This is a genomic window from Burkholderia sp. Bp8994, assembly GCF_003853805.1.
Taxonomy (GTDB): domain Bacteria; phylum Pseudomonadota; class Gammaproteobacteria; order Burkholderiales; family Burkholderiaceae; genus Burkholderia.
This window is the reverse complement of record NZ_QTQH01000016.1, coordinates 14,378-37,617: the sequence shown is the minus strand read 5'-3', so window position 1 is coordinate 37,617 and position 23,240 is coordinate 14,378. Positions and strand designations below refer to the sequence as shown.

At 68.2% G+C, this 23,240-nt stretch carries 18 protein-coding genes; 9 read left to right on the top strand and 9 right to left on the bottom strand.

The genetic code is table 11. The features are described 5' to 3' along the window. Positions 1-4: 4 nt before the first annotated feature. The 5 genes from def to DIE04_RS18660 form a co-directional block, all read right to left on the bottom strand. Positions 5-538, bottom strand: a complete 534-nt coding sequence (gene def / locus DIE04_RS18680) for a peptide deformylase (RefSeq protein WP_044847933.1) — start codon at positions 536-538, stop codon at positions 5-7. Continuing rightward, on the bottom strand, positions 535-2,610 hold the full coding sequence (ligA, locus tag DIE04_RS18675) for an NAD-dependent DNA ligase LigA (RefSeq protein WP_124486185.1): 2,076 nt from the start codon (positions 2,608-2,610) through the stop codon (positions 535-537). Before ligA ends, def begins: the two co-directional genes overlap by 4 nt. Positions 2,611-2,788: 178 nt before the next feature. Then, the gene (locus DIE04_RS18670; RefSeq protein WP_124520000.1) at positions 2,789-4,078 is read right to left on the bottom strand and encodes a cell division protein ZipA C-terminal FtsZ-binding domain-containing protein; all 1,290 of its coding nucleotides are present in this window, start codon (positions 4,076-4,078) and stop codon (positions 2,789-2,791) included. Positions 4,079-4,163: 85 nt separating this feature from the next. Further along, positions 4,164-7,676, bottom strand: a complete 3,513-nt coding sequence (smc, locus tag DIE04_RS18665; protein WP_044847936.1) for a chromosome segregation protein SMC — start codon at positions 7,674-7,676, stop codon at positions 4,164-4,166. A gap of 141 nt (positions 7,677-7,817) precedes the next feature. Continuing rightward, complete coding sequence (locus DIE04_RS18660; protein WP_124519996.1) at positions 7,818-8,759, bottom strand: DMT family transporter; 942 nt, start codon at positions 8,757-8,759, stop codon at positions 7,818-7,820. Between the two features lie 167 nt (positions 8,760-8,926). Here DIE04_RS18660 and dapC point away from each other — a divergent pair, with 167 nt between their 5' ends. The 6 genes from dapC to cls all read left to right on the top strand — a co-directional run bounded on the left by dapC (position 8,927) and on the right by cls (position 15,101). Then, positions 8,927-10,159, top strand: coding sequence for a succinyldiaminopimelate transaminase (dapC, locus tag DIE04_RS18655; protein WP_124519994.1), 1,233 nt, complete (start codon positions 8,927-8,929; stop codon positions 10,157-10,159). Positions 10,160-10,204: 45 nt separating this feature from the next. Then, positions 10,205-11,032 (top strand): 2,3,4,5-tetrahydropyridine-2,6-dicarboxylate N-succinyltransferase, encoded by an 828-nt coding sequence (gene dapD / locus DIE04_RS18650; protein ID WP_006478479.1) that lies wholly within the window; start codon positions 10,205-10,207, stop codon positions 11,030-11,032. Then, positions 11,032-11,400 carry an ArsC family reductase gene (locus DIE04_RS18645; protein WP_124486181.1) on the top strand — a complete coding sequence of 123 codons (369 nt, stop codon included), beginning with the start codon at positions 11,032-11,034 and terminating at the stop codon, positions 11,398-11,400. Before dapD ends, DIE04_RS18645 begins: the two co-directional genes overlap by 1 nt. Before the next feature lie 88 nt (positions 11,401-11,488). Continuing rightward, positions 11,489-12,628 (top strand): succinyl-diaminopimelate desuccinylase, encoded by a 1,140-nt coding sequence (gene dapE, locus DIE04_RS18640; RefSeq protein ID WP_124486180.1) that lies wholly within the window; start codon positions 11,489-11,491, stop codon positions 12,626-12,628. A gap of 11 nt (positions 12,629-12,639) precedes the next feature. Then, on the top strand, positions 12,640-13,548 hold the full coding sequence (gene prmB / locus DIE04_RS18635) for a 50S ribosomal protein L3 N(5)-glutamine methyltransferase (protein WP_124519992.1): 909 nt from the start codon (positions 12,640-12,642) through the stop codon (positions 13,546-13,548). A 113-nt stretch (positions 13,549-13,661) separates the two neighbouring features. Beyond that, on the top strand, positions 13,662-15,101 hold the full coding sequence (gene cls, locus DIE04_RS18630) for a cardiolipin synthase (RefSeq protein WP_124519990.1): 1,440 nt from the start codon (positions 13,662-13,664) through the stop codon (positions 15,099-15,101). 119 nt (positions 15,102-15,220) lie between these two features. Here the strand turns inward: cls and DIE04_RS18625 are convergent, their stop codons facing one another. Beyond that, positions 15,221-15,700, bottom strand: coding sequence for a glutathione peroxidase (locus DIE04_RS18625; RefSeq protein ID WP_069745053.1), 480 nt, complete (start codon positions 15,698-15,700; stop codon positions 15,221-15,223). Between the two features lie 136 nt (positions 15,701-15,836). Between DIE04_RS18625 and DIE04_RS18620 the strand changes: the two genes are divergently transcribed. Then, a complete protein-coding gene (locus tag DIE04_RS18620) occupies positions 15,837-17,768 on the top strand; it encodes an ATP-binding cassette domain-containing protein (protein ID WP_124486177.1) in 1,932 nt (643 codons plus the stop codon). Between the two features lie 195 nt (positions 17,769-17,963). Here DIE04_RS18620 and DIE04_RS18615 read toward each other — a convergent pair whose 3' ends face one another. The 3 genes from DIE04_RS18615 to alr all read right to left on the bottom strand — a co-directional run bounded on the left by DIE04_RS18615 (position 17,964) and on the right by alr (position 20,837). Continuing rightward, a complete protein-coding gene (locus DIE04_RS18615; protein ID WP_044847945.1) occupies positions 17,964-18,230 on the bottom strand; it encodes a DUF2866 domain-containing protein in 267 nt (88 codons plus the stop codon). A gap of 148 nt (positions 18,231-18,378) precedes the next feature. Further along, a complete protein-coding gene (gene radA / locus DIE04_RS18610) occupies positions 18,379-19,755 on the bottom strand; it encodes a DNA repair protein RadA (protein ID WP_124519988.1) in 1,377 nt (458 codons plus the stop codon). Between the two features lie 11 nt (positions 19,756-19,766). Then, a complete protein-coding gene (gene alr, locus DIE04_RS18605; protein ID WP_044847947.1) occupies positions 19,767-20,837 on the bottom strand; it encodes an alanine racemase in 1,071 nt (356 codons plus the stop codon). Between the two features lie 218 nt (positions 20,838-21,055). Between alr and lplT the strand changes: the two genes are divergently transcribed. Beyond that, on the top strand, positions 21,056-22,363 hold the full coding sequence (gene lplT / locus DIE04_RS18600; RefSeq protein ID WP_044847948.1) for a lysophospholipid transporter LplT: 1,308 nt from the start codon (positions 21,056-21,058) through the stop codon (positions 22,361-22,363). Between the two features lie 58 nt (positions 22,364-22,421). Further along, positions 22,422-23,231 carry a bifunctional hydroxymethylpyrimidine kinase/phosphomethylpyrimidine kinase gene (gene thiD / locus DIE04_RS18595; RefSeq protein ID WP_124486176.1) on the top strand — a complete coding sequence of 270 codons (810 nt, stop codon included), beginning with the start codon at positions 22,422-22,424 and terminating at the stop codon, positions 23,229-23,231. The last annotated feature ends 9 nt before the right edge of the window (positions 23,232-23,240 follow it).

The following is a 23,240-nucleotide window of genomic DNA, read 5'->3' as shown; positions in this document are numbered from 1 at the left end:
AAGGTCAGTCGTCGGCTGCCGGATCGAGCCCCGGGAACAGCACCTCGGTGAAGCCGAAGCGCGTGAAGTCGGTGATCCGCATCGGATACAGCTTGCCGATCAGGTGATCGTATTCGTGCTGGACGACCCGCGCATGGAAGCCTTCCGCGACACGGTCGAGCTTCGCGCCGAACTGGTCGAAGCCGCTGTAACGCACCTTCGCGTAGCGGCTGACGACGCCGCGCATGCCCGGCACCGACAGGCAGCCTTCCCAGCCCTCTTCCATGTCCGGCGGCATGTACTCGAGCTTCGGGTTGATCAGCACGGTCTCGGGCACCGGCGGTGCGTCCGGATAACGGTTGTTGCTGCCGAAGCCGAAGATGATGATCTGCAGCCCGACGCCGATCTGCGGCGCGGCAAGCCCCGCGCCGTTCGCGTGATGCATCGTCTCGAACATGTCCGCGACGATCTCGTGCAGCTCGGGGGTGTCGAACCGCTCGACCGGCTTGGCGACTTCGAGCAGGCGCGGATCGCCCATCTTCAGGATCTCGCGAATCATGGCGTGTTGCCCTCCAGGAGTTGGTGCAGTCCGTCTTCGTCCAGCACGGGGATGCCGAGTTCCTCGGCCTTCGCGAGCTTGCTGCCGGCGTCGGCGCCCGCGACCACATAATCCGTCTTCTTCGATACCGAGCCCGCGACTTTCGCGCCGGCCGCTTCGAGCATCTCCTTCGCCGCGTCGCGCGTGAGGTTCGGCAGCGTGCCCGTCAGCACGACCGTCTTGCCGGCGAGCACGCCCTGCGGCGCCTTCGGCGCGGGCGGGCCTTCGGGCCACGTGACCTTGCCGGGCGCGCGCAATTGCTCGATCACCGTGCGGTTGTGCTCTTCCGCGAAGAACTGGTGAATCGACTCGGCCACGATCGGCCCGACGTCGTTCACTTCGAGCAGCTCCTCGATCGACGCGTCCATGATCGGGGTCAGCGACCCGAAATGCTTCGCGAGATCCTTCGCGGTCGATTCGCCGACATGGCGGATCCCGAGCCCGTAGATGAAGCGCGCGAGCGTCGTGTGCTTCGCCTTCTCGAGCGAGTCGAGCAGATTCTGCGCGGACTTCTCGGCGAACCGGTCGAGTTCAGCGAGCGTCGCGAAACCGAGATTGAACAGGTCGGCCGGCGTGCGTACGAGATTCAGTTCGACGAGCTGATCGATGATCTTCTCGCCGAGCCCGTCGATGTCGAGCGCGCGGCGCTGCGCGAAGTGCCACAGCGCCTGCTTGCGCTGCGCCGGGCAGAACAGCCCGCCCGTGCAGCGCGCGATCGCCTCGTCCGGCAGGCGCTCGATCTTCGAGCCGCACACCGGGCACTCGGTCGGCATCACGAACTCGGCCGCATCATCCGGCCGGCGCTCGAGCAACGCACCGACGACCTCGGGGATCACGTCGCCCGCGCGCCGCACGATCACGGTATCGCCGATCCGGATGTCCTTGCGGCGCACTTCGTCCTCGTTGTGCAGCGTCGCGTTGGTCACCGTCGCGCCGCCGACGAACACGGGTTCGAGCCGCGCGACCGGCGTGATCGCGCCCGTGCGGCCGACCTGCACGTCGATCGCGACGAGCTTCGTCAGCGCTTCCTGCGCCGGGAACTTGTGCGCGAGCGCGAAGCGCGGCGCGCGCGACACGAAGCCGAGGCGGTCCTGCTCGTCGCGCCGGTTCACCTTGTAGACGACGCCGTCGATGTCGTACGGCAGCGACTCGCGCTTCTCGCCGACCTTGCGGAAGAAGCCGAGCAGGCCGTCGGCGCCCTGCACGACCGCGCGTTCGCGGTTCACCGGCAGGCCGAGCGTCTCGTACCAGTCGAGCAGCGCGCTGTGCGTGTCCGGCATCGGCATCCCGTCGAGCCTGCCGACCCCGTACGCGAAGAACGACAGCGGACGCTGCGCGGTGATCTTCGGGTCGAGCTGGCGCAGGCTGCCGGCCGCCGCATTGCGCGGGTTCGCGAATTCGCGCTGCTCGGCCGCGCGCTGGCGTTCGTTCAGGCGTGCGAAATCACGCTTGAACATCAGCACCTCGCCGCGCACGTCGAGCACGGCCGGCACGTGCTTGCCCTTCAGCTTCAGCGGGATCGAGCGGATCGTGCGGACGTTCTCGGTCACGTCCTCGCCGGTCGTGCCGTCGCCGCGCGTCGACGCCTGCACGAACATGCCCTGCTCGTAGCGCAGCGAGATCGCAAGCCCGTCGAACTTCAGCTCGCACGCGTATTCGACCGGGTCCGTCACCGAGCCGGCGAGATCAGTCGTCTTGTCGAGCGCATCGGCGACGCGCTTGTCGAATGCGACGATGTCTTCGTCGGCGAAGCCGTTGTTCAGCGACAGCATCGGCGCGTCGTGGACGACCGGCGTGAAACCGCCCGCCACTTCGCCTCCGACGCGCTGCGTCGGCGAATCGGGCGTCACGAGTTCGGGATGATCGGTTTCGAGTTGCTGCAGCTCGCCGAACAGCCGATCGTATTCGGCGTCGGGCAGGTCCGGCTGGTCGAGCACGTAATAGGCGTAATTCGCCCGCTCGAGTTGGTCGCGCAGCCACGCGGCACGCGCGTCGGGCTGGCTGGCTGGCGGTTCGGCTTGGGTTCGGGCCATGCTGGCGGCAGATTCGTTCTGAAAAATCGGATGTCCGATTATCTCAGTTTGACGCCGCGACGGGGGCGCGCGATGCGTGCCGCGCAGGCCCGCTGCAGCACACCCAGGCGGGGTGTGTGCACTGCAGCAGCAGCGACCGACGGGCGACGGCACGTCAGGCCGCCGCCCGTGCAACGCGTTACTGGCTGAAGAGACGGCGCGTGACCGGCGAACCGGCCGGGATGCCCGCTTCCTCGAGCTTCGCGTACAGCTTCATCAGTTGCTGGTCGATCGCGACGAGCGTCGATTCCGGCAGCGGCCGGCGCGAATCGTCGACGACCCGCGCGCCGATCCGCTCGGACAGCGACTTCGCGTAATCGCACATCAGCCGGAATGGCAGGATGTCCTCTTCGGCGACCGGCACGTCGAGCACCAGCGTGATGATGTTGCCGCCCTTGTAGGTCAGGTCGTCGCGCAGGAAGTTCGTGTCGCCGAACTGCAGCATGAACACGGGGTTCTGCTTCGCGTCGAGCTTCACGAACCGCGTGCCGTCACGCGACAGCAGCAACCCGTCCTGGGACGCGACGGCCTGCACGTAGTTCGCCGACCACGGCGCGCCGTCCGACATCACGTTGATCGACAACTGCGCGTCGCACTGCGCGGCAAAGCCGTCGAGCTCGCGCGCCATCGCGACCGTCTCCATCATGTCGGGGAATTCCGGTGCGCCGTCGATCGTGTCGGCGAACTGCTGGACGCCCGTCACGAACTCGGAGAATTCGAGCTCGTTCAGCGCGCCGCTGCGGTTCGCGAGCTGCGCGGCCGCGCGCAGCTCTTCATAGCGCACGCCGTTCTGCAGCAGCTCCCATTGGCCGCCCTCCGGCTTGCCTTCGATATGCACGGGCTTGCTGCCCGCGCGGCGCAGCCGCTGCGCGGCCGGCAGGATCTTGTCGCCCGGCAGCGGCGCGCCGAGGCGAATCGGCACGATGCAGTCGATCCGGCGGTCGACGATCGCGGGCGGCGCCGACGAAATCGTCGTGGCGGCCGGCAGCACGGGTTCGGCCGGTTCGTGCGATGCGGCGGCGGCCGGCGCTTCCTGCGCGGCGGCTGCATCGTCGACGGCCTGCTCGGCCGACTCGGTCGACCCCGACGGCGCGTCGCCTCCGGTGGCTTCGGCCTGCAGGTCGGCCGGCGTGTCGGCAGGCGCCACGCCGCCGAAGGTCGGCTCGACGCGCGCGGCTTCGACCGGCGCGCTCGCGGCGGCGGCGGCCGGTGCCGGCGCCGCGGGCTCGCGGCGTGCGGGCTGGCGCACCGGCTCGATGAACGGCAGCTCTTCGTCGCGCTCGGGGCGATTCATCGCCTCGACCGCCTCTTCCGGCATCGGGCGCGGCATCCTGCGCCGCACCTTCGCGCCCTGCCACGCGTTGTAGACCACGACGCCGCCCACCACGACGGCGCCCGCGCCGATCAAACCGAGTGTCAACTCGTCCATGCACGCTCCATCAGCAATTCTTGTTCGTCGGAACCGCGAACGGGCGCCCATGCGCCGCGCGAACGCGGTCCGGTTTCTTCAAACGTCAATTCTGGGCAAAACCCGCGGCGGTTTCCATGTCCACCGCGACGATCCGCGACACGCCCTGCTCCTGCATCGTCACGCCGATCAGTTGCTGCGCCATCTCCATCGCGATCTTGTTGTGCGAGATGAAGAGGAACTGCGTCTTGTCGGACATCGCGCGCACGAGATTCGCGAAACGCTCGGTGTTCGCGTCGTCGAGCGGCGCGTCGACCTCGTCTAGCAGACAGAACGGCGCCGGGTTCAACTGGAACATCGCGAACACCAGTGCGGTGGCGGTCAGCGCCTTTTCGCCACCCGACAGCAGGTGGATGGTCGCGTTCTTCTTGCCCGGCGGCTGCGCCATCACCTGCACGCCCGCATCGAGGATTTCGTCGCCCGTCATGATCAGCTTCGCCTGGCCGCCGCCGAACAGGCGCGGGAACAGGTCGCTGAAGTGACGGTTGACCTCGTCGAAGGTACCCTGCAGCAGCGTGCGGGTTTCCTGGTCGATCTTGTGGATCGCATCCTCGAGCGTCGTGATCGCGTCGGTCAGGTCGGCCGACTGCGCATCGAGGAACACCTTGCGCTCGCTCGCGGCCTTCAGCTCGTCGAGCGCGGCCATGTTGACCGGACCCAGCGCGTTGATCGCGTTGTTCAGGCGCGTGACCTCGCCCTGCAGGTACGACGGTTTCAGGTCCGGCGTCAGCTTCTCGCGCAGCGCTTCCTCGTCGACCTCGGCCGCCGCGAGCTGCTCGGCAAACTGCTCGACGGACAGGCGCGCGGCCTGCTCCTTCAGCTGCAGCTCGGTGATGCGGTCGCGCAGCGGCTGCAGCGAACGCTCGGCGACGAGACGCTGCTCGTCCGACGCGCGCAGCTTCGCAGTCAGGTCGTCGAGTTCGATCCGCGCGGCCTGCAGCGCCTCTTCCTTCACCGCGCGAATTTCGAGCGCGTCCTGCAGGCCCGTGTGCGCGGTCTGCTCGTTGATCGTTTCGAGTTCGGCGCGCGCGTCTTCCAGCGACGCGGCGACGCGCTCGCTCTGCTCGTGCGCGACCTGGATGCTGCGCTTCAGTTCGTCGATCCGCGTGACCGCGTTGCGCGCGGCGAAGCGCGCGTCGTTCGCGCCGCGCTCGAGATCGCGCGCTTCCTGGCGCGCCTGCGTCAGCGATTCGTCGAGCGCCTCGAACGCGAGCTGGTTGTCCTCGAAGCGCGCCTGCAGTTCCGCGAGTTCGCCGTCGAAGCGCTCGAAGTTCGCTTCCGATTCCGCGCGCAATGCGCGCTGCTCGTCGATCTGCGCGCCGATCTCCTCGAGTTCCTCGCGGATCTGCGTGCTGCGCTGCGTGTAGCGTTCATGCGCCTGGGCGAGCTTCAGCACGTCCATCTGCAATGCATGCACGCGCTGGGTCGCGCGTTCGGCCTGCGCGCGCACGTCGCCGAGCGCCTGCGTGGCCTGCGTGTGCGCGGCTTCCGCGCGCACCGCCGCCGTGCGGGCCTCGTCGGCCAGCAGCGCCTGCGCGCGCACCTGGCGCGTCAGGTTTTCGATCTCCTGCTGGCGGGCCAGCATCCCGGCCTGCTCCGAATCGGCCGCGTACAGCTGCACGCCGACACGCGTGACGATGTGGCCGGCCTTCACGACGAACGCGCCGCCGGCCGGCAGTTGCGCGCGCGTCGCGAGTGCCTGCGCGACGTCGTCGGCGACGTACACGTTGCCGAGCCAGTCGTTCAGCACCGCGCGGATGCCTGCATCGTCGATGCGCACGAGCGACAGCACCGGGCGCAGCCCGGCCGCGGCGGCCGGCGGCTCGCCGGCCACGGGCGGCGCGTAGAACGCGAGCTTCGCGGGCGGCGCATCGGTCGCGAACGCCTTCACCCAGTCGAGATTCGACACTTCGAGCGCGGCCAGCCGCTCGCGCAGCACGGCCTCGAGCGCCGCTTCCCAGCCGGCCTCGACGTGCAGCTTCTTCCAGAGACGCGGCAGCGCGCCGAGCTCGTGCTTGTCGAGCCACGGCTGGATCTTGCCTTCGGTCTGCACGTTCTCCTGCAGCTGCTTGAGCGCGGCGAGCCGCGCCTCGAGCTGGTGGATCTGCGCGCTTTCGGCCTGCACGCGCTCCTGGGCCGCGCGGCGCTCGCCGTCGAGACGCGGTACCGTTTCCTGCGCATCGGCGAGGCGCGCCTGGGCTTCGGCGAGGATTTCTTCCTGCTCGGCGAGCTGCATGCGCAGTTCCTCGAGCTGCGCTTCGTCGGGCGCGTCGAGCCCGCCCGCCTCGGACTTCAGGCGCTCGTGGCGCTGTTGAAGCTGCTGGAGCTGCTGGTCGGCATTGCGCTGGTGTGCGGCCTCGAGCTTCAGCGACTGTTCGGTCTGCGCGATCCGCGCGCGCTCGTCGTTGAGCTGCGCCTGCGCATCGCGCCATTTCGCCTCGAGCGCCGGCAGCGCGTCGTGTTTCGCGGCCGCGTTGTCTTCGGCGAGCGCGGCCTTCTCGTCGGCCATCGCGCGCGCTTCCTCGGCTTCCTCGAGCTCGTCCTGCGCCTTCTCGGCCTGCGCGCGCCATTGCTCGCGCTGCGCGTTCAGCGCGGCGATCTGCGCCTGCACGCGGTTGCGCGATTCGACGATGAACTTGATCTCGGCCTCGAGGCGGCTCACTTCGGCGTTGGCCTCGTAGAGCGCGCCCTGCGCGCCCTGCATCGCGTCGCTCGCCGAGTAATGCGCGACCCGCAGCGTCTCGAGCTGCGATTCGACCTCGCGCAGTTTCGCCGTCTGCGCCTCGAGGTCGATCTGCGCCTGTTCGATCGCGCGCTGCTGCTTCTGCTGCTCGCCGGCGGCCTCGTTCTTGCGCAGCAGCCACAACAGGCGCTGCTTCTCCTCGCCGTCGGCGACGAGTTCCTTGTACTTGGTCGCGACGACGGCCTGCGCCTCGAGCTTCTCGAGGTTCGCGCCGAGCTCGCGGACGATGTCCTCGACGCGCGTCAGGTTCTCGCGCGTGTCGTGCAGGCGGTTCTCGGTCTCGCGGCGGCGCTCCTTGTACTTCGACACGCCCGCGGCTTCCTCGAGGAACACGCGCAGCTCTTCCGGCTTCGCCTCGATGATCCGCGCGATCATGCCCTGCCCGATGATCGCGTACGCGCGGGGCCCGAGGCCCGTGCCGAGGAAGATGTCCTGGATGTCGCGGCGGCGCGCCGGCAGGTTGTTGATGTAGTAGCTCGACGTGCCGTCGCGCGTCAGCACGCGCTTCACGGCAATCTCGCCGTACTGGCCCCACTGCCCGGCCGCGCGGCCGTCGGAGTTGTCGAAGATCAGTTCGACGCTGGCCCGGCTGCCGGGCTTGCGGGCGGTCGAGCCGTTGAAGATCACGTCCTGCATCGACTCGCCGCGCAGCTCGGACGCGCGCGACTCGCCGAGCACCCAGCGCACGGCATCGATGATGTTGGACTTGCCGCACCCGTTCGGGCCCACCACGCCGACAAGCTGGCCCGGAACCTGGAAATGCGTGGGATCGACAAAGGATTTGAAGCCAGCGAGTTTGATCGAGCTCAGACGCACGGCGGTATCGGATGTGAAGAAGAGGTGAAACGGACGGGGCCGCGACGCGCGGGGCCGGACGGCCCGTGCGCGCGATGCGCCCCGGAATTCAAAAGCGGGGCCGCGCGCATCTCAAGCGTTGGGCCCCGCAAACGGCTTCCATCATACCATCGCGCGTGCGCCGTCCCGCCCGTCGCCGGGTTTGCCCGATGCCGGCGCGGCACGATGGACCCGGCTCGACAGCAGCGTCGCCAGCACGATGCACGCGCCGCCCGCCCACTCTCGCGCGCTCGGCAGTTCGCTCGCGAACACCCACGCCGACAGCGCGGTGATCACGATCTCGAACAGCATGATGATCGACGCGCGGTTCGCCGGCACGCGCGCGAGCCCGTATTGCACGAGCAGGTTGTTGGCGGCCATCGTCACGCCGATCGCGGCGATGATCGCTGCCGCGACGCCGAGCTGGCTTCCCGCCGGCGCGGCCGGCAGCCCCTCGAACAGCGACGCGACCGCGCCGAACACCGCCGCGCCGCCGAACAGCGTCGCCGTGCGCATCTCGGCGCGCATCTCCGGCAGCTCGCGGCTCGCCTTGATCACGAGCACGTTGCTCATCGCGAAACTCAGGCCGGCCGCGAGCCCCGCCCATTCGGCCGGGTTGGCCGGCAGCGGCACGCCGAGCTGCGGCGACCACAGCATCAGCATCGCGCCGCCGATCGACAGCGCCGCGAGCGCCGCGCCGGCCCAGGTCAGCCGCTCGCGCAGCAGGAAATGCGCGTAGATCGCGGTCCATGCCGGGGTCAGGTAGAACAGCAGCATCACGCGCAGCACTTCGCCGTGGATCGTGCCCCACACGAAACCGAGGTTGGTCACGCCCGCCGTGATCGCGATGCCCGGCAGCACCCAGTGCCAGCGCAGCGTGGCGATCGTGCGGTGCCGCACGACGACCACGAACAGGAACGCGACCGCGCTCGTCAGCGCGCTCGCCAGCGTGCCGGTGAGCCCGAGCGACGCGAGAATCCGCAGCGGATACCAGATCAGGCCCCATACCGACGCGCCGATCAGGATGGCCAGCGTCGGCAGGCTGCCGCGTACCGCGTTATTCATTTGATTCGCTACCCTTTATTCGAGCGGCCCGGCCGCCGTTCCGGCGGGCCGCGACCGCATTGCGTCACGTTATAATCATCCGTTGCGAGCCGCGCGCCGTCGGCGCCCGCTCGCAGCCGTGCGGCACCCGCGCCGCCCCTTTCGCCCTTTCGCTCCAACCGGCCGCGATGGCCGCTTCGCCCGTGAACCCTCGACTCGACTCGCTCCAGCCCTATCCCTTCGAAAAGCTGCGCGCCCTGTTCAAGGACGTGACGCCTTCCGGCGACCTGAAACCGATCAGCTTCGGCATCGGCGAGCCCAAGCACCCGACGCCGGCGCTGATCCGCGACGCCGTGGTGGCCGCGCTCGACGGTCTCGCGTCGTACCCGGCCACGGCCGGCTCGGACGCGCTGCGCACGTCGATCGCACACTGGCTCGAACGCCGCTACGGGCTGCCTGCAATCGACCCGGCCACGCAGGTGCTGCCGGTGTCGGGGTCGCGCGAGGCGCTGTTCTCGCTCGCGCAGACGGTGATCGACGCGCGCCCGCGCGCGGATGGCAAGAAGGCGATCGTACTCTGTCCGAATCCGTTCTATCAAATTTACGAAGGCGCGGCGCTGCTGGCCGGTGCCGAACCCTATTTCGCGAACAGCGACCCGGCCCGCAACTTCGCGTGCGACTACGCGGCCGTGCCCGATGAAGTGTGGGCGCGCACCCAGCTGCTGTACGTGTGCTCGCCGGGCAACCCGACGGGCGCCGTGCTGACGCTCGACGACTGGCGCGAGCTGTTCGCGCTGTCCGACCGCCACGGTTTCGTGATCGCGTCCGACGAGTGCTATTCGGAGATCTATTTCGACGAAGCGGCGCCGCCGCTCGGCGGCCTCGAGGCCGCGCACCGCCTCGGCCGCGGCTTCGAGCGGCTCGTGATGCTGTCGAGCCTGTCGAAGCGCTCGAACGTGCCGGGCATGCGCTCGGGCTTCGTCGCCGGCGACGCCGCGCTGCTGAAGAAATTCCTGCTGTACCGCACGTACCACGGCGCCGCGCTGTCGCCGGTCTGGCAGCATGCGAGCATCGCCGCGTGGAACGACGAAGCGCACGTGCGCGAGAACCGCGCGCTGTACCTGCAGAAGTTCAGCACGGTCACGCCGATGCTGGCCGACGTGATCGACGTGAAGCTACCCGACGCCGCGTTCTACCTGTGGGCCAACGTCGCGCGCACTGGCCTGTCGGACACCGAGTTCGCCCGCCGCCTGTACGCCGACTATAATGTGACGGTTCTGCCCGGCTCGTACCTCGCGCGCGATGCGCACGGCACGAATCCGGGCCGCGATTTCATCCGGATCGCGCTCGTCGCGGGCACCCCCGAATGCGTCGAGGGCGCGCAACGCATCGTCGATTTCTGCCGGGCTCTCGCGCGGTAAGACGTCCATCCCGATCAATTCCATTCATCTCCTGCGAAAACGAACATGTCGCAACAACTTCAGCAAATCATCGATACCGCCTGGGAAAACCGCGCCGAGCTGTCGCCGAAGGCCGCGCCCGCCGACGTCCGCGAAGCCGTCGCGCACGCGATCGAGCAGCTCGACAAGGGTGCACTGCGCGTCGCCGAGAAGATCGACGGCAACTGGACCGTCCATCAGTGGCTGAAGAAGGCCGTGCTGCTGTCGTTCCGCCTGGAGGACAACGCACCGATGCCGGCGGGCGGCTACTCGCAGTTCTACGACAAGGTGCCGTCGAAGTTCGCGAACTACACGGCCGAAGACTTCGCCGCGGGCGGCTTCCGCGTCGTGCCGCCGGCCATCGCGCGCCGCGGCTCGTTCATCGCGAAGAACGTCGTGCTGATGCCGTCGTACACCAACATCGGCGCGTACGTCGACGAAGGCACGATGGTCGACACGTGGGCGACGGTCGGCTCGTGCGCGCAGATCGGCAAGAACGTGCACCTGTCGGGCGGCGTCGGCATCGGCGGCGTGCTCGAGCCGCTGCAGGCCAACCCGGTCATCATCGAAGACAACTGCTTCATCGGCGCGCGCTCGGAAGTCGTCGAAGGCGTGATCGTCGAGGAGAACTCGGTGATCTCGATGGGCGTGTACCTCGGCCAGAGCACCAAGATCTACGATCGCGAAACGGGCGAAGTCAGCTACGGCCGCATCCCGGCCGGCTCGGTCGTCGTCGCCGGCAACCTGCCGTCGAAGGACGGCTCGCACAGCCTGTACTGCGCGGTGATCGTGAAGAAGGTCGACGCGAAGACCCGCGCGAAGGTCGGTCTGAACGAGCTGCTGCGAGGCGACTGATGGCGAAGCCGCGCACCGTGGTCGTCTACGGCATTCCGAACTGCGACACCGTGAAGAAGGCCCGCGTGTGGCTCGACGATCACGGCGTCGCGTTCGAGTTCCACGACTTCAAGAAGCTCGGCGTCAGCGCACCGCTGGTCGAAGACTGGCTGAAGGACGTATCGCTCGACGCGCTCGTGAACAAGCGCGGCACGACGTGGCGCGGCCTGGACGACGCCATGAAGGCGGCCGCGGAAACGAAGTCCGGCGCGGTTGCGCTGATGATCCACAAGCCGTCGGTCATCAAGCGCCCCGTGCTCGTCGTCAACGGCCGCGTGAAATCGCTCGGCTTCGTGGCCGATCAGTACGCGGCGCTGTTTGCCGCCTAGGGCGGCCCGCGCGGCGCCCACGCTGCACACGACGCCTCATCGCTGCCGGCCACCGCGCCGGCATTTTTTATCGAAAGTGGTCCGAACCATGTCCGCCACCCTAGCCCTTACCGAACAGCTGATCGCCCGCGCGTCCGTCACGCCCGACGACCAGCATTGCCAGCAGATCATGACCGAGCGCCTCGCCGCGCTCGGCTTCGAATGCGAAACCATCGCGTCGCACGGCGTGACCAACCTGTGGGCCGTCAAGCGCGGCGCCGACGGCCGCGACGGCAAGCTGCTCGCGTTCGCGGGCCACACCGACGTCGTGCCGACCGGCCCGCTCGAGCAGTGGACCTCGCCGCCGTTCATTCCCGCGCATCGTGACGGCAAGCTGTACGGCCGCGGCGCGGCCGACATGAAGACGTCGCTCGCGGCGTTCGTCGTCGCGTCCGAGGAATTCGTCGCGGCCCACCCCGGCCACCGCGGCGCGATCGCGTTCCTGATCACGAGCGACGAGGAAGGCCCGGCCACCGACGGCACCGTGAAAGTCGTCGAGCTGCTCGAAGCGCGCGGCGAACGTCTCGACTACTGCATCGTCGGCGAGCCGACGTCGACCACCGAACTCGGCGACGTCGTGAAGAACGGCCGCCGCGGCTCGATGTCGGGCGAACTGATCGTCAAGGGCGTGCAGGGCCACATCGCCTACCCTCACCTCGCGAAGAACCCGATCCACCTGCTCGCGCCGGCGCTCGCCGAGCTCGCCGCCGAACAGTGGGACGAAGGCAACGAATACTTCCCGCCGACCACCTGGCAGGTGTCGAACCTGCACGCCGGCACCGGTGCGACCAACGTGATCCCCGGCCACGCGGACCTGATGTTCAATTTCCGCTTTTCGACGGCGAGCACCGTCGAGGGCCTGCAGGCGCGCGTGCATGCGATCCTCGACAAGCACGGCCTCGAATATTCGCTGAAGTGGTCGGTGAGCGGCCTGCCGTTCCTCACGCCGCGCGGCGACCTGTCGAACGCGCTGGAGAACGCGATCCGCGCCGAGACCGGCCTCACGACCGAGCTGTCGACGACGGGCGGCACGTCCGACGGGCGCTTCATCGCGCGCATCTGCCCGCAGGTGATCGAGTTCGGTCCGCCAAACGGCAGCATCCACAAGATCGACGAGCACATCGACGTGCGCTTCGTCGACCCGCTGAAGAACGTGTACCGCCGCGTGCTCGAACAACTGATCGCCTGACGGAGCCTCGCATGACGACACCTTTTGCAACTGTTCGCGACCTGCTGCGCTATGCGGTCACGCGCTTCTCGAAGGCGAAGCTCGCGTTCGGCCACGGCTCGGACAACGCATACGACGAAGCCGCCTACCTCGTACTTCACACGCTCGACCTGCCGCTCGACACGCTCGAGCCGTTCCTCGATGCCCGCCTGCTGCCCGACGAAATCGCGGCCGTGCTCGCGGTGATCGAGCGACGCGCGACCGACCGCGTGCCGGCCGCGTATCTCACGCATGAAGCGTGGATGCACGGCCACCGCTTCTACGTCGACGAGCGCGTGATCGTGCCGCGCTCGTTCATCGGCGAACTGCTCGACGACGGGCTGCAGCCGTATGTCGCCGATCCCGAGCAGGTCGGCGCGGTGCTCGAGCTGTGCACCGGCTCCGGCTGCCTCGCGATCCTCGCGGCCAGCGCGTTCCCGAATGCCGAGATCGACGCGGTCGACCTGTCCGAGAAGGCACTCGAAGTCGCCGAGATCAACGTGCGCGACTACGGCCTCGACGATCGCATCACCCTGCATCGCGGCGACCTCTACACGCCGCTGCCCGCGTTCCGCGCCGAACCCGACACGCGCTACGACGTGATCCTGACGAACCCGCCGTACGTGAACGCGACGTCGATGGCGGCCCTCCCGCCCGAGTACCGGCACGAGCCGGAAATGGCGCTCGCGGGCGGCGACGACGGGATGGACATCGTGCGGCGCATCATCGGGCAAGCGCACAACTGGCTGCACGACGACGGCGTGCTCGTCGTCGAGATCGGCAACGAGCGCGAGCACGTCGAAGCCGCGTTCGGCGGCCTCGAGCTCACGTGGCTGCCCACCAGCGCGGGCGACGACGCCGTGTTCCTGATCCAGGCGTCGGACCTGCCGCGCAAGGCCTGACGGCGCGCCGCGACCGAACCGTGCGGTACGGCACACCGCTGTCCCGCACGGTTGGGTAAGATGCGCGTACGCGGCCGTCGCGCCGCACGACTTCAGGAGTCCGTCACGCGCCCATGACCCTCGACTGGCTACATCTCGGCACCCTGGTCCTGGCCATCCATGTGCTCGGGATCATCGCGGCGTGTCATGCGCTCATGAATACCCGCACGTCGCAAGGCGCGATCGCATGGGCCGTGTCGCTCGCCGCGATGCCGTACCTGACGCTCATCCCGTACCTGTTCCTCGGCCGCAGCAAGTTCTCCGGCTACGTCGATGCACGACGCCACGAGATGGAAGCGCTGCGCACGCACACGCCGCGCGCGCCATGGCTCGCTGCGGACGCAACCGACGGGCAGGCCGCCGACGCGATCGGCCGGGCCGCCGTGCTCGCGCTCACGCGGCTGGGTGGAATGCCGTTCGTCGGCGGCAATGCGGTGCGCACGCTCGTGAACGGCGACGCAACCTTCTCGGCGATCCTGTCGGCGATCGACGCCGCGCGCGACTACGTGATCGTCCAGTTCTTCATCGTGCGCGACGACGCGCTCGGCCAGATGCTGCGCGACGCGCTGCTCGCCCGCACGGCGGCCGGCGTGCGCTGCTACCTGCTGTACGACAGCATCGGCAGCTTCGACCTGCCGCGCGGTTACGTCGACACGCTGCGCCGCGGCGGCGTCGAGGTCCATCCGTTCGCGACCCACCGCAAGTTCGTCAACCGCTTCCAGCTCAACTTCCGCAACCATCGCAAGATCGTCGTCGTCGACGGCAATCGCGCGTTCGTCGGCGGCCTCAACGTCGGTATCGAATATCTCGGTGCGAACCGGCGCCTGTCGCCGTGGCGCGACACCCATATCGAGATTCGCGGCCCGGTGGTGGCCAGCATCCAGTACGTGTTCGCCGAAGACTGGCACTGGGCCACGCAGACGCTGCCGCCGCTCGCCGCGCCGCCGGAGGCGCTGCCCGACGACGCGATGCATTGCCTCGCCGTGCCGATGGGGCCGGCCGACAAGCAGGAAACCGGCTCGCTGTTCTTCGTCGAGGCGATCAACGCCGCGCGCGAGCGGATCTGGATCACGACGCCGTATCTCGTGCCCGACGAAGCGGTGATCGCCGCGCTGAAGCTCGCGGTGATGCGCGGCGTCGACGTGCGCATCCTGATTCCGAGCCGGCGCGATCACTACGTGGTGTTCGAAGCGTCGAAGCTCTATGCGCGCGATCTCGTCGACGCTGGCGTCAAGGTGTTTCGCTACCGGCCCGGCTTCCTGCATCAGAAAGTGCTGCTGATCGACCGCGTCGCGGCCGCCATCGGCAGCGCGAATCTCGACAACCGCTCGTTCCGGCTGAACTTCGAAATCATGGTGCTGACCGTCGACCGCGCGTTCGCCGCCGAAGTCGAAGCGATGCTCGACGCCGATTTCGCGCTGGCCTACGAAGTCGATGCGAACGAGTATCGGCACTCGCCCGCGTGGCGGCGTATCGCAATGCACGTCGCGCGCCTGTTCGCGCCGATCCTGTAGCGGTTGCGCGAGCGCCGGCCCGGCGCCGCCGCCCGGCGGCGCATGCTTTCGCACGGCATGCCCCGGCGCCGCGACCCAGGCAGGCTCGATCCGAACCGCCCGCTCGCCGCATCGAACCGTCAAAGCAGCTTGTCGATATCCGCGGCGATTTCCTCGGGCTTCGTCGACGGCGCGTAGCGCTTGACGATCCGCCCGTCGCGGTCGATCAGGAATTTCGTGAAATTCCACTTGATCGCCTTGAGGCCGAGGATGCCGGGCGCCTCGTCGGTCAGGTAGCGGTACAGCGGATGCGCGTGGTCGCCCTTCACGTCGATCTTCGCGAACATCGGGAACGTGACGCCGTAGTTGCGCTCGCAGAACGCGCCGATCTGCGTGGCGTCGCCCGGCTCCTGCTTGCCGAACTGGTTGCACGGGAAGCCGAGCACGAAGAAACCGCGGGCCGCGTACTGGTCATACAGCTTCTGCAGGCCCGCATACTGCGGCGTGAAACCGCACTCGCTCGCGGTATTGACGATCAGCAGCACCTTGCCGCGATACGCGTCGAGCGACGCCGGCGCACCGGCGAGCGTCTCTGCGCTGAACGAATACAGGGTGGACATCGGGCACTCCTTTTACGAAACCGTATCGACGTGGAGTCTAGGCGAAATCGCGCCGTTGCGGCACCTGCCGAACGGCCGATATCCGGGGCGACGCGCGCGCAGTCTAGAATAGCGGTTTTGGTCAGTCATTCCCGCCGTGATCCGTTTCAATCAGTTCAGCCTTGCGCGCGGCACCAAGCCGCTGTTCGAGTCGGCCTCGTTCGTGCTCAATCCCGGCGAGAAAGCCGGCCTGATCGGCGCGAACGGCGCCGGCAAATCGACGCTCTTCTCGGTCCTGCGCGGCGAGCTGCATTCCGACGGCGGCGATTTCGCGATGCCGCCGTCGTGGCGGATCGCCCACGTGTCGCAGGAAACGCCCGCCGTCGACCGCTCCGCGCTCGACTACACGCTCGACGGCGACACCGCGCTGCGCGAGATCGAGGCGCGTATCGCCGCCGCCTCGGCCGCGCACGACGGCGCGGCCGAAGCCGACGCGCACGCGGCGTTCGCCGACGCCGACGGCTATACGGCCCCCGCGCGCGCCGAAGCGCTGCTGCTCGGCCTCGGCTTCACGCTCGCGCAGACGCGCGAATCGGTCGCCAGCTTCTCCGGCGGCTGGCGCATGCGGCTGAACCTCGCGCAGGCGCTGATGTGCCGCTCCGACCTGCTGCTGCTCGACGAACCGACCAACCACCTCGACCTCGACGCGATCGTCTGGCTCGAAGACTGGCTGCACCGCTACGCCGGCACGCTCGTCGTGATCTCGCACGACCGCGAATTCCTCGACTCGATCTGCAACGTCACGCTGCATCTGGAAAATCGCCAGGTGAAGCGCTACGGCGGCAATTACTCGCAATTCGAAGTGCTGCGTGCGCAGCAGCTGGCGCTGCAGCAAAGCGCGTACGAAAAGCAGCAGAAGACGATCGAGCACCTGCAGAGCTTCGTCGACCGCTTCAAGGCCAAGGCGACCAAGGCCAAGCAGGCGCAAAGCCGGATGAAGGCGCTCGAGAAGATGGAGCTGATCGCGCCCGCGCACATCGCGTCGCCGTTCACGTTCGAATTCCGCACGCCCGACGCCGCGCCGAACCCGATGATGGTGATGGAAGACGTCCGCTGCGGCTACCACGCAGAGGACGGCACGGACATCCCGATCGTCGAACGCGTGGCGCTGTCGATCCAGAACGGCCAGCGCATCGGCCTGCTCGGCGCGAACGGCCAGGGCAAGTCGACGCTGATCAAGACGCTGGCCGGCACGCTCGCGCCGCTGTCGGGCCACGTGCGCGACGGCAAGGGGCTGACGATCGGCTATTTCGCGCAGCACCAGCTCGAAACCCTGCGCGAGGACGATTCGCCGCTCGCGCATCTCGCACGGCTCGCCCCCGATACGCGCGAGCAGGAACTGCGCGACTTCCTCGGCGGCTTCAATTTCTCCGGCGACATGGCGACGAGCCCGGTCGGCCCGTTCTCGGGCGGCGAGAAGGCGCGGCTCGCGCTTGCGCTGATCATCTGGCAGAAACCGAACCTGCTGCTGCTCGACGAGCCGACCAACCACCTCGACCTCGAGACGCGTCACGCGCTGACGATGGCGCTCGCGCAGTTCGAAGGCACGCTGATCCTCGTCTCGCACGACCGCCACCTGCTGCGCGCGACCACCGACCAGTTCATGCTCGTCGCGAAGCACCGGCTGCAGCCGTTCGACGGCGACCTCGACGATTACCGCGACTGGCTGCTGCAGCATGCGGCCGAGCAACGCGCGGCCGCGAAGGCCGACAGCGCCGCAGCAGCGGGCACGGATCCGGGCATCAACCGCAAGGATCAGAAGCGTCAGGCGGCCGAGGAGCGCCAGCGGCTGTCGCAGCTGAAGAAACCGCTGCAGAACCGCATCACGAAGCTCGAAAGGGAAATGGAAACGCTGCACGCGGAGAAGGCGCGCCTCGACGCGTTCGTCGCCGATCCGGCGAGCTACGAAGCCGCGCGCAAGACGGAACTGACCGAAGCGATCCGCAAGCTGGGCGAGGTCAATGCCCGGCTCGAAACGGTCGAGGCGGACTGGCTCGCCGTGCAGGAAGAACTCGAGCAGATCGGCTGAACGCGCCCGGCGCGCCGTCAGCCGGTCGTTTCAGCGGCGGCCGCACGCCTAGGCACGATCCACGACCGGCGAACCCGCCCGGCCGCACCGGGCGCGGAAACGACAAGGCCGGGCGCCCGGGCCCGGCCTCTTTGTCATTGTTGCGTTCGACGTGATCGCGTCGGCCGTCCGCCGGCCGCCGGCCGCGCCATCCGCTCAACGCCGCGGCAACGTATCGCGCGGCATCTGCTCGTCATCGCCCATCAGGTGACGCCGCCCTTCGGTCGGCCGGCGGATCGCCGCGGCGACCTCCGCTTCCGTCACGTCCTCGGACACGACCCGGCGCGCCAGGCGCCCTTCGTCGTCGATCCATTCGACGATCCGGCATCCGCCGCCCCACGGCTGAACGATCGGCTCCGACACACGGCAGCCGCGCAGGTTGTAACTGCGTCCGCTCGGCGCTTCCCCATACTGTTTAAACATAGGTTCCCTTCGCATTGCGCGGTTCGACAATCCGGCAAAGGATAGGGAAAAGCGATGTCCGGCGGGTTACATCAGCCTACATATTCATTACATTCAATTACGCGACAGATCACCGTGGCCAATGCACGGCGGCGCTGGCCAGCCACGGCTATTCGAGATCGCGCACACGGTCGATCGCCTGCTCGATCCGATCGACGGCCATCACGTTCAGTCCTTCGATCGGCTGTTTCGGTGCATTCGCCTTCGGGATCAGCGCGGCGGTGAAACCGAGCTTCGCCGCCTCGCGCAGGCGTTCCTGGCCGCGTGGGGATGGCCGGATCTCGCCCGCCAGCCCCACTTCGCCGAACACGATCAGGCCCTTCGGCAGCGCCTTGTTGCGCATCGACGAATGGATCGCGAGCAGCACCGCCAGGTCGGCGGCCGGCTCGGTGATCTTCACGCCGCCCACCGCGTTCAGGAACACGTCCTGGTCGAAACACGCGATGCCCGCGTGCCGGTGCAGCACCGCGAGCAGCATCGCGAGCCGGTTCTGCTCGAGGCCGACCGCGAGCCGGCGCGGGTTCGGCACGTGGGCCGTATCGACGAGCGCCTGGATCTCGACGAGCAGCGGGCGCGTTCCCTCCTGCGTGACGAGCACGCAGGAACCCGGCACGACCTGCTCGTGCTGCGACAGGAACAGCGCGGACGGGTTCGCGACGCCACGCAGCCCGCGCTCGGTCATCGCGAACACGCCGAGCTCGTTGACCGCGCCGAAGCGGTTCTTGAACGCGCGCACGAGCCGGAACGACGAATGGGTGTCGCCCTCGAAGTACAGCACCGTGTCGACGATATGCTCGAGCACGCGCGGGCCCGCGAGGTTGCCCTCCTTCGTCACGTGCCCGACCATGATGATCGCGGTGCCGGACTGCTTCGCGATGCGCGTGAGCTGCGCCGCGCACTCGCGCACCTGCGCGACCGAGCCGGGCGCCGATGTCAGCGCTTCGGAATAGACGGTCTGGATCGAGTCGATGACGGCGACGTCCGGCCGTTCCGCGTCGATCGCGGCCTGGATCTTCTCGAGCTGGATCTCGGCGAGCAGCTTCAGCTCGGCCGCCGGCGCGCCGCCGTCGAGCAGTGCGAGCCGTTGCGCGCGCAACGCGATCTGCGCGGCCGATTCCTCGCCGCTGATATAGAGTGCGCGCCGCTCGCTCGCGATGTCCGCGAGCGACTGCAGCAACAGCGTCGACTTGCCGATGCCGGGATCGCCGCCGATCAGCACGACGCCGCCAGGGACCAGCCCGCCGCCCAGCACGCGATCGAATTCGCCGATGCCGGTGGAGAAGCGCGGCACGTCGGCCGCCTCGATGTCGACGAGGCGCTGCACGGGCGCGCGTTTCGCGAGCGACTGGAAGCGATGGGCGGCCGGCGACTCGGCGACCGATTCGACGAGCGTGTTCCAGGCCTGGCACGACGGGCATTGCCCCTGCCACTTCGGGGTTTGTCCGCCGCACTCGCTGCAGACGTAGACGGTTTTCTGTTTGGCCACGCGTGCTGCCCTTATTCCGCGCGCACCGGTACGCGGGCGGCGACCGCGCACATCAGTTCATAGCCGATGGTCCCGCAATGGCGCGCGACGTCGTCGATCGGCAGCGCGTTGCCCCACAGCTCGACCCGCGCGCCGACGCCGGCCTGCGGGCACGGCGTCAGGTCGACGGTAATCATGTCCATCGACACGCGGCCGACGATCCGCGTGCGGATGCCGTCGACGATCACGGGCGTGCCTTCGGGTGCGACGCGCGGATAGCCGTCCGCATAGCCGCACGCGACGACGCCGATGCGCATCTGCGCTTGCGCGGAGAACGTCGAGCCATAGCCGATCGCCTGCCCCTTCGCGATCGTCTGCACGGCGATCAGCTCGGAGGCGAGCGTCATCGCAGGCTTCAGGCCCGTATCGGCGATGTCGGACGACAGCCCCGACGGCGATGCGCCGTACAGCACGATCCCCGGCCGCACCCAGTCGAAGTGCGTATCCGGATGCCACAGCACGGCCGCCGAATTCGCGAGGCTGCGCGCGCCCGCGATGCTTGCCGCGCCGCGCTCGAACGTCGCGAGCTGCTCGGCGACGCCGCGCTCGTTGTCGGCGTCCGAAAAATGGGTCATCAACGTGATCTGGCCGATGCCGGGGCACGCACGGGCGCGCTCCCACGCGGCGCGGTACTTCTCCGGCACGTAGCCGAGCCGGTTCATCCCGCTGTTCATCTTGAGCTGCACGTTGACGGGCTTCGACAGCCGCGCCGTCTCCAGCATCCGCATCTGCTCGTCGTTGTGGACGGTGGTCGTGAGGCTGTAGCGGTCGATCACGTCGATGTCGGTCGACCGGAAGAACCCTTCGAGCAGCAGGATGGGGCCGGCCCAGCCGAGCTCGCGCAGCTTCACGGCCTCGTCGAGGTCGAGCAGGCCGAAGCCGTCGGTGCCGCGCAGGCCGGGAAACACGCGCGCGAGACCGTGGCCGTACGCGTTGGCCTTGACGACCGCCCAGACCTTGGACGGGCCGGCAAAGCGGCGGACGACGGAGAGATTGTTCGCGAGGGCGGCGGTGTGGATGGTGGCGGAGATCGGGCGCGGCATGGGAAATTTACGTAAAGACGCTTGCGAATCATCAGCTTACCGCGCCTTTTGAGCACCGAAGCCGACAATTTGCGGAACGATCGGGGAATCTTGCTAGTCCGAATTGCCGTATTTTCGTGTTATAAAGCCGTGCGCACAACCCATTTCGAACGGAATAAGCCGATCGCATACTAGGCGGCCTACGCGGCCCTGCCGCAGCGACGAAAGCATCGCATCAGATGAAAAAAGGTTTTTACACCATCATGGCCGCGCAGTTTTTCTCGTCGCTGGCCGACAATGCGCTTCTCATCGCCGCCATCGCCCTGCTGAAAGACCTCCACGCCCCCAACTGGATGACACCGCTGCTCAAGCTGTTCTTCGTGTTGTCGTATGTGGTGCTGGCGGCCTATGTCGGTGCGTTCGCCGATTCGCGTCCGAAGGGGCGCGTGATGTTCATCACCAATTCGATCAAGGTGGTCGGCTGCCTGATCATGCTGCTCGGCGCCCATCCGCTGATCGCATACGGCATCGTCGGGTTCGGCGCCGCGGCCTACTCGCCCGCGAAGTACGGCATTCTGACCGAGCTGCTGCCGGCCGACCGGCTCGTCGCCGCGAACGGCTGGATCGAAGGCACGACCGTCAGCTCGATCATCCTCGGCACCGTGCTCGGCGGCGCGCTGATCAGCCCGCACATCGCGTCGCACGTGATCGCGCACACGCCAGCCTGGATCGCCACGCCCGCCGAAGCGGCGATGGTGATCATCATGGCGATCTACGTGATCGCCGCCATCTTCAATCTGCGGATCCCCGATACCGGCGCGCGCTACCCGAAGCAGGAGCGCGGCCCGGTCAAGCTCCTCACCGACTTCGCCGACTGCTTCATGGTGCTCTGGCGCGACAAGCTCGGCCAGATCTCGCTCGCGGTCACGACGCTGTTCTGGGGCGCGGGCGCGACGCTGCAGTTCATCGTGCTGAAGTGGGCCGAAGTGTCGCTCAACATGTCGCTGTCCGAAGGCGCGATCCTGCAGGCGGTGGTCGCGGTCGGCGTCGCGGGCGGTGCGATCGCCGCCGCCGCGCGGATCCCGCTGAAGAAGTCGCTCAGCGTGCTGCCGGTCGGCATCATCATGGGCATCGCGGTCATGCTGATGGCGTTCTACACGCGCGACCTGTTCCCGGCGCACTGGGCCGTGCATTTCGGCCACCTGCGCCTGCCGGTGTACCTGATCGTCGCGTACATCTTCCTGATCTGCGTCGGCGCGCTGTCCGGCTACTTCGTGGTTCCGATGAACGCGCTGCTGCAGCATCGCGGCCACGTGCTGCTGTCGGCCGGCCATTCGATCGCGGTGCAGAACTTCAACGAGAACCTGTCGGTGCTCGTGATGCTGTGCCTGTATGCGGTGCTGGTCTGGCTCGACGTGCCGGTCGGCGTCGTGATCGTGCTGTTCGGCACGTTCGTGTGCCTGACGATGTGGCTCGTGATGCGCCGCCACCAGGCGAACCAGCGCCAGTTCGACTCGGTCGCGCTGATCGGCGAATCGCGGCACTGACGCTACACTTCCTGTTTCCGTCCGTCGGCGCCGGTCTTCGAACCGGCGCCTTGCCATCATGACGCACCCGATACCCAACGTCCTGACGATCGCCGGCTCCGACTCGGGCGGCGGCGCGGGCATCCAGGCCGACCTCAAGACCTTCTCCGCGCTCGGCGCGTACGGCGCGAGCGTGATCACCGCGCTGACCGCGCAGAACACGCGCGGCGTGACCGGCGTGCACGCTCCGGACGCCGCGTTCGTGACCGCGCAGCTCGACGCGGTGTTCGACGACATCCGCATCGACGCGGTCAAGATCGGCATGCTCGCGAACGCGGCGATCGTGCACGCGGTCGCCGACGCGCTGCGGCGCCATGCGCCGCGTTTCGTCGTGCTCGATACGGTGATGATTTCGAAGAGTTCGCACGCGCTGCTCGCGCCCGATGCGGTCGACGCATTGCGCGACGCGCTGCTGCCGCTCGCGACCGTCGTCACGCCGAACCTGCCCGAAGCGGCCGCCCTGCTCGGCGACACGCCCGCGATGACCGAAGACGACATGGTCCGGCAAGGCCAGGCGCTGCTGAAGACCGGCGCGCGCGCCGTGCTGATGAAGGGCGGCCACCTGCCCGACGCGGCCGCGAGCCCCGACTGGCTCGTCGATGCGGCGCATGCGGTGCGGTTCGACGGCACGCGCGTGCCGGTCAGCAACACGCACGGCACGGGCTGCACGCTGTCGTCGGCGATCGCCGCGCTGCTGCCGCAGCGGCCCGATCTCGACAGCGCGGTGCGCGAAGCGAAGGCCTACCTGACCGGCGCGATCGCCGCGAGCGGCCAGCTCGACGTCGGCCACGGCGTCGGCCCCGTCCATCACTTCCATCGCTGGTGGTAAGCGCCGGCT